General features: G+C 69.9%; 12 protein-coding genes and 2 tRNA genes. 4 read left to right on the plus strand and 10 right to left on the minus strand.

What is annotated here, in order from left to right; translation table 11 throughout:
• Positions 1 to 57: 57 nt before the first annotated feature.
• The 7 genes from IE231_RS07515 to IE231_RS07545 form a co-directional block, all read right to left on the minus strand.
• Positions 58 to 498 (minus strand): hypothetical protein, encoded by a 441-nt coding sequence (locus IE231_RS07515; protein WP_189693334.1) that lies wholly within the window; start codon positions 496 to 498, stop codon positions 58 to 60.
• A 19-nt stretch (positions 499 to 517) separates the two neighbouring features.
• A tRNA-Asn gene (locus tag IE231_RS07520) sits at positions 518 to 590 on the minus strand.
• 10 nt (positions 591 to 600) lie between these two features.
• Positions 601 to 676: transfer RNA gene (locus tag IE231_RS07525), tRNA-Asn, on the minus strand.
• 49 nt (positions 677 to 725) lie between these two features.
• Entirely contained in the window at positions 726 to 2,642 is a 1,917-nt protein-coding gene (gene dnaG / locus IE231_RS07530) for a DNA primase (protein WP_189693335.1), read from the minus strand.
• Positions 2,643 to 2,684: 42 nt separating this feature from the next.
• Positions 2,685 to 3,977 carry a deoxyguanosinetriphosphate triphosphohydrolase gene (locus tag IE231_RS07535; RefSeq protein WP_189693336.1) on the minus strand — a complete coding sequence of 431 codons (1,293 nt, stop codon included), beginning with the start codon at positions 3,975 to 3,977 and terminating at the stop codon, positions 2,685 to 2,687.
• On the minus strand, positions 3,961 to 5,163 hold the full coding sequence (dusB, locus tag IE231_RS07540) for a tRNA dihydrouridine synthase DusB (RefSeq protein WP_189693580.1): 1,203 nt from the start codon (positions 5,161 to 5,163) through the stop codon (positions 3,961 to 3,963). The genes IE231_RS07535 and dusB overlap by 17 nt, the downstream gene beginning before the upstream one ends.
• 67 nt (positions 5,164 to 5,230) lie before the next feature.
• Positions 5,231 to 6,139 carry a hypothetical protein gene (locus IE231_RS07545; protein WP_189693337.1) on the minus strand — a complete coding sequence of 303 codons (909 nt, stop codon included), beginning with the start codon at positions 6,137 to 6,139 and terminating at the stop codon, positions 5,231 to 5,233.
• 291 nt (positions 6,140 to 6,430) lie between these two features.
• On the opposite strand from IE231_RS07545, the gene IE231_RS07550 reads away from it, so the two are divergent.
• Positions 6,431 to 7,237 carry a lysophospholipid acyltransferase family protein gene (locus IE231_RS07550; RefSeq protein WP_189693338.1) on the plus strand — a complete coding sequence of 269 codons (807 nt, stop codon included), beginning with the start codon at positions 6,431 to 6,433 and terminating at the stop codon, positions 7,235 to 7,237.
• Positions 7,238 to 7,249: 12 nt separating this feature from the next.
• Here the strand turns inward: IE231_RS07550 and IE231_RS07555 are convergent, their stop codons facing one another.
• Positions 7,250 to 8,290: a GNAT family N-acetyltransferase gene (locus tag IE231_RS07555; RefSeq protein WP_189693339.1), complete on the minus strand. Its 1,041-nt coding sequence runs from the start codon at positions 8,288 to 8,290 to the stop codon at positions 7,250 to 7,252.
• A 29-nt stretch (positions 8,291 to 8,319) separates the two neighbouring features.
• Entirely contained in the window at positions 8,320 to 9,702 is a 1,383-nt protein-coding gene (locus IE231_RS07560) for a glycine--tRNA ligase (protein WP_189693340.1), read from the minus strand.
• 82 nt (positions 9,703 to 9,784) lie between these two features.
• Here IE231_RS07560 and IE231_RS07565 point away from each other — a divergent pair, with 82 nt between their 5' ends.
• Complete coding sequence (locus tag IE231_RS07565; protein WP_189693341.1) at positions 9,785 to 10,012, plus strand: RNA-binding S4 domain-containing protein; 228 nt, start codon at positions 9,785 to 9,787, stop codon at positions 10,010 to 10,012.
• Between the two features lie 4 nt (positions 10,013 to 10,016).
• Here the strand turns inward: IE231_RS07565 and IE231_RS07570 are convergent, their stop codons facing one another.
• Positions 10,017 to 10,712 (minus strand): alpha/beta hydrolase, encoded by a 696-nt coding sequence (locus tag IE231_RS07570; protein WP_189693342.1) that lies wholly within the window; start codon positions 10,710 to 10,712, stop codon positions 10,017 to 10,019.
• Between the two features lie 107 nt (positions 10,713 to 10,819).
• Between IE231_RS07570 and IE231_RS07575 the strand changes: the two genes are divergently transcribed.
• A complete protein-coding gene (locus tag IE231_RS07575) occupies positions 10,820 to 11,683 on the plus strand; it encodes an SGNH/GDSL hydrolase family protein (RefSeq protein WP_189693343.1) in 864 nt (287 codons plus the stop codon).
• A gap of 41 nt (positions 11,684 to 11,724) precedes the next feature.
• Positions 11,725 to 12,285 (plus strand): hypothetical protein, encoded by a 561-nt coding sequence (locus IE231_RS07580; RefSeq protein ID WP_189693344.1) that lies wholly within the window; start codon positions 11,725 to 11,727, stop codon positions 12,283 to 12,285.
• Positions 12,286 to 12,323 lie beyond the last annotated feature (38 nt).

The raw sequence follows: 12,323 nt of genomic DNA on the forward strand, positions 1-12,323 counted from the left end.
GGCGGCAACCTGCCGGAGGCCATGGAGTGCCTTCGACAGGACGTGGCGGGGAACCCGTCAGGACGTCGTGTGGCGCCCCGTGTCGAGCGCGCCGAAGGTGGCTTCGACCTGGAGGAATTCCTCGGCGGCGCCGACCGCTGCCGTGAAGGCATCCGCGTCCGTCGTTGATCCACGGGGTCCCCGGGGCAGCCACTCGTGTCGCTCGGTGCGGACCGACTGGAAGCCGTGGCGTGGCGGCGCGTAGTAGATGGCGAAGCGCTGCACCGGCCAGCCGCCAGGGGTCTCTGGCGCCACAAGCAGGGCGGAGCGGAGGGAGAAGTTCACCCACTGGGCGATCGGCCGCCGGTGATCGCGGACCAGCATGCCGTCGTTGAAGGTGTTCGCCGAACCCTCCCCGTACACCTCTTCGTAGCGGGCACGCCAGATGGTCAGGAGCGGACCCTCGTAGCGCGTCCACCCGGCGGGGAGGCCTTCAGATGCGGCCGATGCCTCGGGCATAGGTTCATGATATGACGAGCTCCCCCGACTGGACTCGAACCAGTAACCCTTCGATTAACAGTCGAATGCTCTGCCAATTGAGCTACGGGGGACCGGCTGCAGTGGCTCCCCCGACTGGACTCGAACCAGTAACCCTTCGATTAACAGTCGAATGCTCTGCCAATTGAGCTACGGGGGATTGCAGCGGGTTCTACCCTAGCAGGGCCCGGGCTTGAGGAGAAATCGCCTCATTCACCTGAGCGGAGGGCGCGCCGGCGCAGTTCGAGCTCCATGAGGCCGCGGTTGAGACGCTGGAACTCCTCGGGCGCGTCCGAGGGATCGAGGCGCTGCAGCTGGCCCATCATCTCCGCCTTCTGCGCCGTGATCTGCAGCTCGGCAAGGCCCGCGAGGATGTCCCGGCAGTACCTCTCGAGGGACTCCTCCGTGGTCGCCGGCAGGGGGGTCACGGCGAGCTCGGCCAGCATCGGCCGGAGTGGCTCGGCAAGCTCGTGCCGGATGCGCTCGATCCAGGCGGCGACGCTCTCCTCCTCCGCCGGCCGACCCGCGGCGACGAGTGCTGCATGGAGCGCCGCGTGCGCAGGTGCTGCGAAGCGCGCCGAGGCGAACTCGGCCCATGCCGCGCCCACCAGCATCTGCGGCTGCTGCAGGGCCACCTCGAGCGCCTGACGCTCCATGACGGCCACCGGGTCCCGCGGATCCGGATGCCACGCAGGGGGTGCAACAGCCGCGGGGGGTGGAGCGCCGCCGTCGCGCGCGGCCGCTCCCTGCCGCTGCGGAGCCTGCGGGTGGGACGCCCTCTCCGGGCCGGACGACGGCGCCGGCCTCCTTCCCGCCGAGGCGACCGCACGTGAGACGTCCTCGAGCGGGACGCCGAGCCACTTCGCGAGCTCGCGGGTGTAGGCAGGCCGGATGGCGTGGTCCCGGATCTGGGCCACCACCGGCGCCGCCTCGCGCAGCGCGGCGACGCGCCCCTCGATCGACTCGAGGTTGTGCTTGCGCAGCGTGGCCTGGATGGCGAATTCGAAGAGCGGCCGCCTCGTTCCGATGAGCGAGCGCACGGCCTCGTCGCCACGGTGCTGGCGCAGTTCGCACGGGTCCATGCCGTTGGGCTCCACGGCGACGTAGGTCTGGGCGACGAAGCGCTGGTCCTCCTCGAAGGCCCTCAGGGCAGCCTTCTGGCCCGCGGCGTCGCCGTCGAAGGTGAACACGACCTCTCCCCCGGTACCGTCGTCGGAGAGGAGGCGCCGGGCGATCTTGATGTGCTCGGCACCGAACGCCGTGCCGCACGAGGCGACGGCGGTATCCACGCCGGCGAGGTGGCAGGCCATCACGTCGGTGTAGCCCTCGACCACGACCAGCTGCCGCTTCTTGGCGATGTTGCGCTTGGCCATGTCGATCCCGTAGAGGACTTGGGACTTCTTGTAGAGCGCCGTCTCGGGCGTGTTGAGGTACTTGGGTCCCTGGTCGTCCTCGAAGAGGCGGCGCGCCCCGAAGCCGATCACGTCCCCCGTGATGTCCCGGATCGGCCAGATGAGCCGGCCCCGGAAGCGGTCATAGAGGCCTCGGTTCCCCTCGGAGAACATGCCGGTGAGCTTGAGCTCCTCGTCGCGGAACGACTTGCCCCGCAGGTGCTTGAGAAGGGAATCCCAGCCCGGGGGGGCGAATCCGACGCCGAACTGCTCCGCGACGCTGCGCTCGAAGCCGCGGTCGAAGAGGAACTGCCGGGCCGCCGCGGCAGCAGGGGTGAGGAGCTGGGACTGGAAGTACTCGGCGGCGATCTTGTGGGCATCGAGGAGTCGTTGGCGCCGTCCGACTTCTTCGCGCCGAGGCCCCGCGCCGTCCTCGTAGCGGAGCTCGTAGCCGATACGCGCTGCGAGCTTCTCGACCGTCTCGGCGAACGCCGTGTGGTCCATCTTCATGACGAAGCTGATGACGTCGCCGCTCTCCCCGCAGCCGAAACAGTGGTACGTGCCGACCTGCGGGCGGACGTGGAACGAGGGCGAGCGCTCGTCGTGGAACGGGCACAGTCCCTTCCAGGAGCCGATCCCCGCGCTCTTGAGGGTCACGTAGCCCTCGACGACCTCCCGGATGTCCGTGCGGGCGCGGACTTCCGCGATGTCCTCAGGTTTGATCAGGCCGGCCACGTCATCACCATAGTCCGGCCGGAGCCTGGGGCGGCATCGGGTTCACCAGAGGCTGGGCAGGCTGCCCACAAGCCGCTCGTACCATGCGAGGGCCGAGGCGTCGGTGAGCGAGGCGACCTGGTCCACCACCACACGGAGCCGGCCGGCGTCGTCCTCCGCGGCCCGCCAGTCGGCGGCGAACATCGGTTCGAGGTGCCGGTCTCCGGACGCGCTGAGCGCGGTGACCAGGGCGTGGAGCACCTCGCGCTGGCGCTCATAGATGGGCTGCCGATGGTCGGTGGTCATGACGAACGTCGTGGCGAGGCCCTTCATCACGGCGATCTCCATGACGGTCTCCTCGGGCACCATCACCTCTCCCGCGTAGCGTGTCAATGGCGCAGAGCCGTAGGCAGCGCGGGTGAGGGCGAGCGCGCTGTCGCAGAACCGGCCGATGAGCTGGCTCGTCATGTTCTTCAGCGCCGCCATCGCCGGGCGGGACCCGTCGGCCTCGCGCACCCAGACCGGGGTCGCCTCGAGGCGGGCCAAGGCGGCGTCGATCTCCGCGGGATCGCTGTGCGGGAGGTACCACTGCTGGGTGTAGCCCACGACTCGCGCGCGGTGGTCGGGGTTCTCCATCCAGCGCAGCTGGAACTTGCCCGCGACGATCGCGTCCTCCACGTCGTGGACGGAATAGGCGATGTCGTCGGAGAGGTCCATGACCTGGGCCTCGATGCAGGACCGGCCGGCAGGTGCGCCTTGGCGGATCCAGGAGAAGATGGCGAGGTCGTCCTCGTAGGCTCCGAACTTGCTGGTGCGGTGCCCGTGGATGAGTGGCGCGTCGACGGCGGTCCAAGGGTACTTGCAGGCCGCGTCCAGGCTCGCCCGCGTGAGGTTGAGGCCTGCGGGGCGCCCCTCGGCGTCGAGGACCTTCGGCTCGAGACGGGTCAGCAGCCGGAGCGTCTGGGCGTTGCCCTCGAAGCCGCCGATGGCGTGCGTGATGTCGTTGAGGGCGCTCTCGCCGTTGTGCCCGAAGGGCGGGTGGCCGAGGTCGTGGCTCAGGCAGGCGGCATCGACGAGGTCCGGGTCGCAGCCCAGGACACGGCCGAGTTCCCGGCCCACCTGGGCCACTTCGAGCGAATGGGTCAGGCGCGTGCGCACGAAGTCGTCGGTGTCCGGCGCGACCACTTGGGTCTTGGCTCCCAGCCGCCGCAGCGCGGACGAGTGCAGCACGCGCGCCCGGTCGCGTTCGAAGTCGCTCCTGTAGGACTTCTTCGCCGGTTCTTCGACCCATCGGCTCGAGTCCTCGGGTGTGTACCCGCGCGTGCCCTCGGCGACCGCCTCAGCCACCTGACACATCCAGCTCGGCGCCGGCGATATCCTCGGCCTGCGTGCGGTCCATCGTGCGGCTCTCGAGCCAGCGGTGAGGCAGCGCCGGCCGTTTGGGCGACCCGGCCCGTCCCCGCGGACCCTCGGCGCCAGCCCCGGGGTATGGCGCGTCCGGATCCAGCGTGTCGAGGAGCCCGCGCAGCTGGTCGAGCGTGTCCACCTGCGCCAGGCTTGCGCGCAGTTCTCCCCCCACGGCGTACCCCTTGAAGTACCACGCCACATGCTTGCGGATGTCCCGGAGGGCCTTGGGCTCTTCCTCGAAGTACTCGACGAGCAGCTGCGCGTGGCGGTAGAAGGCCTCGCCGACTTCCTTCAGATCTGGACGGATGCGGTCCGGGCGGCCCTCGAATGCGGCCTGAAGGTCGCCGAAGAGCCACGGACGCCCCTGGCAGCCGCGGCCGACGACGACGCCGTCCACGCCTGTCTCGCGCACCATCCGGACGGCGTCCTCGGCACTCCAGATGTCGCCATTGCCGAGGACCGGGATGTCCGGGAGCGCCTCGCGGAGGCGGGCAATCGCGCTCCAGTCGGCGGTGCCCGAGTAGAACTGCGCCGCGGTGCGCCCGTGGAGTGCGACGGCGGCGACGCCGGCATCCCGGGCAATTCGGCCGGCCTCGAGATACGTGAGGTGGTCCTCGTCGATCCCCTTGCGCATCTTGATGGTCAAGGGAACCGCGCCGCGGTCCGCCTCGCGGACGGCCGTCTGGACGATCTGGGTGAAGAGGTCCGTCTTCCACGGCAGGGCGGAGCCGCCGCCGCGCTTGGTGACCTTGGGAACCGGGCACCCGAAGTTAAGGTCGATGTGGTCAGCCAGATCCTCCTCGACGAGCATCCGCACCGCCTGGCCCACCGTGACAGGGTCGACCCCGTAGAGCTGGACAGAACGCACCGCCTCGTCGTCATCGTGCTTGATGATCCGAAGCGAACCGGGGTGGCGCTCGACGAGGGCACGGGTGGTCACCATCTCGGCCACGTACAGGCCACCCCCGAACTCACGGCACAGCCGTCGGAAGGCCGTGTTGGTGATGCCCGCCATGGGGGCGAGCACCACCGGCGTGTCGATGGTGAGGCGACCCAGCTTCAGCGGAGGCAGTTCGAGCCGGACAGGTGCCTCGGCGTGCGCCGGGGTCTGTCCGGCAGGGACGGTGGTAGGCACAGCAGTCACCCGTCCATTGTGTCAAAGGAGCGCAAATCGGGGCTCTGCCCACTCCGGGAACACGCCTTCACGCAACCTCCTGCGCCGCGCTCTCCGGCCCCGCGACGGCCTCCATGACGCTCCGCGGGAGGGTCAGGGCCACCTTGCCGTCCTGATATGAGGTTGCCGCCTGTACCGGTTCGCCCGGACGCCACCAGTACACGTGGGGGCTCAGGGGCGCTACCTCGTCCTTGGCCAGGATCGAGGTGATCTCGAGCATCGACCTGATTCCCGCCACGCTCATCGTCTCCTCGCTCATGCTGAGGGTGATCATCCGCAGGGCTGGCACAGAGAAGAACATTCCCAGGGGGCCCGGCTCGATCTCGAGTCGCTCCATGAGCCGCTCCGGATAGGCGAGCCACGATGCTTGGCGCGGATGTTCGGACTCGAGCAGAAGGATGGCGTGGCCGTTCCTCACGAACGCCTCTCCCCCCGTGCCGATTCCTCCCTCGAATAGGTTGGATTCCGCGGCCGACCAGGCAGACTCGAGGCCGCCGGCCTTGGCAAGGTGTGTGTCCGAGAGGTAGATGGACGTCTCCTCGCGGCGGATTGCCATGATCAGCGGCAGTCCGCCCACATCCCGGGCATAGGTGTAGTCCTCTGCGAGCTGGTCCGCGGGCATGCGGTCCGGTGCGATGAAGCGTGGGAAGAGCCGCTCACGCAGTGCCGGTCCGGCATAGCCGAGGCTGCCCGGACGTCCGGCGCCCTGCATCGCGGCGCCGAGCAGCTGCCCTACGATCGCCTCGGTCATCGGCTCCCAGGCCGCCTCGGGGATCCGGAGCGCCTCTCGGGCGATGGTCGCGAAGCCGATCTGCGCGCCTGCCCCCGTGAAGGGCCCGCCCCTCACCACGACGTGCGTGCCCCGGTCGCGCGCGCGGAACCCCAGACCCTGCACCGCAGCCGCGACGTAGCCTCGGAGGCTGTCTGCCTGGCGCACAGTGAACCCCGGCAGGTGAGGGTCCGGAGCCTCGGCAGCGGCGTCCGCCGCGGGGCCGGCAGGAGACGAAGCCTCGCTCTCCCCTGACCCCTCGTCTCCCCGTGCACGGAGTCCTGCGAGTCGATTCCGTTGTGCCTTGCCCATTCCGTTCCCCGTTCTCGTGCCGGTGCTGTCCGATCCCGACGCTACGGAGGACGCGGGCGGCACGGCACCCGCCCGACGCGCTATGTGGACAACCAACCCTTCAGCGGCTGAGCCCTGCCACACCTGGCCGCAGGTACTGTGGGCACCATGTCGACGTCGCCGCGCCCGGGGAGCCCTTGGCTCTACGACACTGCGCGGCGCGCGTTCGGCTGGCTCCAGCGCCTGTTCCGGGTCGAAGTCATCCCGAGCGGGCTCGAGGCGGTACCGCCGGGCCAGGTGGTGCTGGCCATCACCCACTTCGGATACCTCGACTTCGTGCCCGTTGCCCTCCTCTGGTGGGCTCGCCGGCACGACAGGCTGCGCTTCCTCGTGGGTCCCCGGCCGTACCGCAGCCGTCTCCTCGGCGCTGCGATCACGGCGTGCGGCGGCCTCGCCGTGGTGGGCAGGCCGAATCACGCGAGCCTGAACGCCTCGCTCACTGCGCTCGACGGCGGCTGGAGCATCGCACTGTTCCCCGAGGCAGGAGTGAGCCGGAGCTTCACGGTGCGCCGATGCCATACCGGCGCCGTCCGCATGGCCTACCAGACCGGGGTGCCGCTCGTCCCGGTCGGCGTGTGGGGTGGCCACCGCATCACGACGCGCGGCCACGGCGTCACGACCAAGCGAGGCAACGGCTCCCTCGCCGACCTGTGGGAAGCGCCGGTACGGATCCACTTCGGGGCCCCGGTGGACCTCTCGGCCGCCACGGACCTCGACGACGCCGCCCGCCTGCTCCAGGCCGCGATGCAGGAGGCCGTCGACGTCGCGGCCCTCGATTTCCCGCTCGGGCATCCCGCCGGGGCGTGGTGGGTCCCGGCCAAGCTGGGCGGCGGAGCCCCGACCGAGGCGGAGCGTGACATCTGGGACGCGCGCGACGCCGCGAACGGGCTGCGCCCGGACCGCGACAAGATGTGACGCGAGGGGTGCCTAGTCCCCGACGGTCAGCTGGTCCGGCCCCATTTGGTCCGCAAGCCCGGCCGCCAGGAGCGGCTCGACGGCGGCACGGAGCGCAGTCATCGAGTCCTCGACCTCGAGGCGGACGGGATGCTGGTACGCGATGAGGGCCAGGAGTCCCCGCACCGCGTCGGCCGCATCCTCGGGCGGGAGCCGGGTTTCGTGGCCGAGCAGCACCTCGCTCGGCGCGTCCGCCGCGGCAGTGGCCGGGCCGGCGTAGCTGACCGCGAAGGCGCGCAGCCTCCCCTTCTTCGCGGGGGAAACGCCCGCGCCGAACGCGCTCGTCGCCGGGGCGCGGAGCACGACGGCGCCATGGGCACCTGCCGCGTCGGAGAGGAACAGCTGCTGGGCTCGCCCCACACTGATGGGCGCGGGCGGATCCCAGGCGTGCACCTCGGTGTAGTAGCGTGCGACGGCGTCGCTCAGCTCGACCGAGCCGGTCGCCAGGTCCTCGACCAGAGGCGAGGAGTCGCCGGCGTCCGTCCCATCTCCGAACACGGGCAGCTTGAGTGCGCCCGGCCGTACGAGCACTTCGCGCGAGCGCTGCCGGACGGTGAAGCCGCGGGCCCTCGCGAACGCTGCGCCGGGCGTCCCGTCAGCGACCTTGGACCGCAGCCTGGCTCTCCCGGCCATGCCGGGCGCGGACGCGGCAGCCTCGCGGAGCCTGCGGAGGAGCTCGGTGCCCACGCCGGCCCGGCGGTGGTCCCGTGCGACCTCGACATACGCCCACAGCCGCTGCGGATGGACCGTCGCCTCGTAGACCACGCCCGCGGCGACCGGGATGCCCTGGTCCTCGGCGACGACGCACCTGCTCCACCCCGACGCCGCATCGCCGGGTGACGCTCCGGCCCCGGGCGAGGCCGCGCCGTCGTGCGCCTGCCCGGCATCGGCGCCGGCGTCCGGCCCGAGCGCGGCGCGGAACTGTGCCGCCGCAGCGCCCTCGGCGTCTCCCCACAGCTGGAGGAGGAGACGGTCGTCCCCCTCGCGCCAGGGACGGTAGGTCAGCTCAGCCACGGTGCTCTCCCTCGCGCCCGCCCACGCCGCTACTTGCCGAGCCGCTCGAACAGGTAGGCGGAGACCTTGTCGAGGGCCACGCGCTCCTGGGACATCGTGTCGCGCTCGCGGATGGTCACCGCGTGGTCCTCGAGCGTGTCGAAGTCCACGGTGATGCAGAACGGGGTACCGATCTCGTCCTGGCGGCGGTAGCGCCGGCCGATGGCCCCGGCGTCGTCGAACTCGATGTTCCAGTGCTTGCGCAGCTCGGCGCCGAGGTCCCGCGCCTTCGGCGAGAGGTCCTCGTTGCGGCTCAGGGGCAGCACCGCGGCCTTGACGGGCGCGAGGCGCGGATCGAGCTTCAGGACGGTGCGCTTGTCCACGCCGCCCTTCGTGTTCGGGGCCTCGTCCTCGGTGTACGCGTCCACGAGGAACGCCATCATCGAACGGGTCAGGCCGAAGGAGGGCTCGATCACGTACGGGATATACCGCTCGTTCGTGGCCTGGTTGAAGTAGGCGAGCTCGTGCCCGGAGGCCTTCGAGTGGCTGCTGAGGTCGAAGTCGGTCCGGTTGGCGATGCCCATGAGCTCACCCCACGGGTTGCCCTGGAAGCCGAACTTGTACTCGATGTCGATGGTCCCGGCGGAGTAGTGCGCCCGCTCGTCCTCGGGGACATCGAACTTGCGCATGTTCCCGGGGTCGATGCCGAGATCGATGAACCAGTTCCAGCAGGCGTCGACCCAGTGCTTGAACCACGCATCGGCCTCGCCGGGGGCGGTGAAGAACTCGATCTCCATCTGCTCGAACTCTCGGGTGCGGAAGATGAAGTTTCCCGGGGTGATCTCGTTGCGGAACGCCTTGCCGATCTGGCCGATGCCGAACGGCGGCTTCTTCCGGCTCGTGGTGACGACGTTGTTGAAGTTCACGAAGATGCCCTGGGCCGTCTCGGGCCGCATGTAGTGCAGCCCCTCAGCGTTGTCCACGGGGCCGAGGAAGGTCTTCATGAGTCCCGAGAACATCTGCGGCTCGGTCCACTTGCCCGTGGTCCCGCAGTCCGGGCAGGTGATGTCCTCCATGCCGTTCTCCGGCTGGCGGCCCTTCTTCGCGGCGTAGGCCTCGATGAGGTGGTCCTGGCGGTGGCGCTTGTGGCACTGCAGGCACTCCACGAGGGGATCGGTGAAGGTGGCGACGTGCCCGGAAGCCTCCCAGACCTGCTTGGGCAGGATGACTGAGGAGTCGAGGCCCACCATGTCCTCGCGGCCGCGGACGAAGGTCTGCCACCACTGTTCCTTGATGTTCTCCTTGAGCTCGACGCCCAGGGGGCCGTAGTCCCAGGCAGAGCGGGAGCCTCCGTAGATCTCACCCGCCTGGTAGACGAATCCGCGGCGCTTGGCCAGGGAGACGATCGAGTCCAGTGCGGTCTTCGGTGCCAAGGGGAGTCCTCCGTAGGGTCAGGCCGCTGGGTGCGGTCCGTCGCGTATGCGCTTCTAAGACTACCGACCGTAGAGTGGCAGCATGAATGCGCATGAGGAAACGGTCGAGATCCGCGAGGGCACCATCCGCCTCGGCCAGATCCTCAAGCTCGCCTCGCTCGTCGAAGACGGGGTCGAGGCGGCCGAGCTGATCCGCAACGGCCTCGTCAAGGTCAACGGGGACATCGAGGAACGGCGCGGCCGCCAGCTCACGGTGGGCGACGTCGTCGAGGTGAACGGCCAGCGGGTGCGCCTCGCCCCCCGCGGATGATGCGTCAGCCCTTGAGGACTGACATCTCGAGGAATTCCTTGACGTGGGCGATCTCGGGACCGCTGATGCTGTGCCCGATCCCGGGGTAGGTGACCTTCGTGAGGTCCACGTGGCCGCGGACCCAGCCCATCGTGTACTCGACCTTGTCGGGGGTGATGACCGGGTCGGCCTGGTCGCGGCCCCAGAACATGGGGAGGGTTCCGTCGAGCTCCGCGTCCCGGAAGTAGGCGTAGTCGGATCCGGAGTTGGCCGCGGCGGGGTCGACGGCGAATCCGGAGAGGCCCACGAGCGCCGCGAAGTCCTGGGGACGGCGCCGCACGAGAGAGGTCGCCATCGCCATGCCCATGGAGAAGCCGAGGACGGTGACGGATGTGTGCTGCGCCCGGACCGAGTCGATCCAGGCCAGGACGTACTCGGTCGCGGCCTCGACGGAATCCATCGTGAAGTCCTGTGCAGCCATGAGCGGGAACCACTGGTAGGCGCCCGGGGCGAGGACCTGCGGCGCTCTCAGGGAGGCGACCGTGAACTTCTCCGGGAAGTAGCCCGCGAGCCCCATCAGGTCAGCTTCGTTGGAGCCATAGCCGTGGAAGAGGACGATGAGGGGCGTGCCGGCCCGCTCCTGCTCGGGCCGGCTCCAGAGGGCCACGTGCTGCGGGTAGTGGGCGGGGTAGTTTGCTCGCTGGGCGGCGGCTTCAGTCATGCCTCCATTGTGACACATAGTTGATGCTTCAACTATCGACAGCGAAATAGGGCAGGGAAGGTGTGAAGTTACCCGTGAGTAGTGGAACTCATGCACCGCGGAGCATAATGGAGGGCGTGACCGACACAACAGAGGCACACCACGCGGAAACCGACCTCCACGAGGGCCACCGCCACCCGTGGCACCGCTACGTGGCGATCGGTGACTCCTTCACAGAGGGAATCGGCGACCCCGACCCCGTTCATCCCGGACGCCACCGCGGCTGGGCCGACCGCCTCGCCGAGGAGCTCGCGCACGGCACCGACGACTTCGCCTACGCCAATCTCGCCATCCGGGGACGTCTCCTGGGCCGCATCCTCGACGAACAGCTCGAGCCAGCCCTTGAGCTGCGCCCCGACCTCGTCACACTCTCCGCGGGCGGGAACGATCTTCTGCGCCCGGGAAGCGATCCGGATGCCCTCGCGCTCAGGCTCGACGGCGCCGTCGGCCGCCTCACGGACGCCGGCGCGACCGTCCTGCTGTTCAACGGCCCCGACATCGGCTCGACTCCGGTGCTCTCCGCCATCCGCGGGAAGGTCGCGATCTACAACGAGAACCTGCGGGTGGTCGCTGCCCGGCACGACGCTGTCGTAGCTGACATGTGGGGCCTCCGCCAGCTCTCCGACCCCCAGATGTGGGACACCGACCGGCTGCACTTCTCGCCGCTCGGCCACCACACCGTGGCCATCATGGCATTGGATGCACTCAACGTCCCGCACACCCTCGAGCCACTGCAGCCGAGCCCCCTGCGGACGCGCACCTGGCGCGCCGCGCGCGCCGAGGACCTGGTCTGGGCCCGGGAGTTCTTCGTCCCGTGGGTGATCCGACGGCTGCGGCACAAGTCGAGCGGAGACGGCGTCTCGGCCAAGCGGCCCACGGCCGAGCCGGTATTCGGCGCCGGCGCCCCGCTCGGCTCAGGAGAGCCCAGCTGACACCCAGCATTTCCCCTGCCCACGACGCGTAGGCTGGGTGCATGAGCTGGATCTGGTGGGTGTTCGTCCTCTCGTGGGTGGTCCCGTTCGTGCTGCGCAGAGTGGGGCAACCGGGGCCGCGCGGCGGTCGGCCGCCGTACGACCAGGGACGGCGCGACCAGTACGGCCAGCGGTACCCCGGCCAATATCCCGGCGGCCCGCAGTACCCCGGCGGCCAGCAGTACCCCGGCGGCCAGCAGTACCCCGGCGGCCAGCAGTATCCCGGCCAATACCCCCCGCCGCCGCAGGACCAACCGGCGCCCCCGACCGCCCAAGGCCAGATCCCTGATGCACAGGGAACCTCGAATGCGCAGGCCCCGTGGTGGCAGCAGCCGCTCCCGCCCGGGTTCCCCGGCCAGCCAGCTCCCCAGGAGCAGACCCAGACGGCAGCCAATCCGGACACAAGGGCCGCGGGGTCGTCGTCGGCCACGCCCGGAGCCCCCGACGACGCGGCGCAGGGCTACCGCGCGCGGAGGCTCGCGGAGCTCGATCGGCAGTTCTCCGACCAGGCAATCTCCCTCGAGGAGTACATGAAGGCCCGCAACGAGGTCATGCGGGGCTGACGACGGCCAGACCCTCCCCCAGGCCAGAGACCCTCCGC

The sequence above is a fragment of the Sinomonas cellulolyticus genome, from assembly GCF_014656475.1.
In the GTDB taxonomy this organism is placed as follows: Bacteria; Actinomycetota; Actinomycetes; order Actinomycetales; family Micrococcaceae; genus Sinomonas; species Sinomonas cellulolyticus.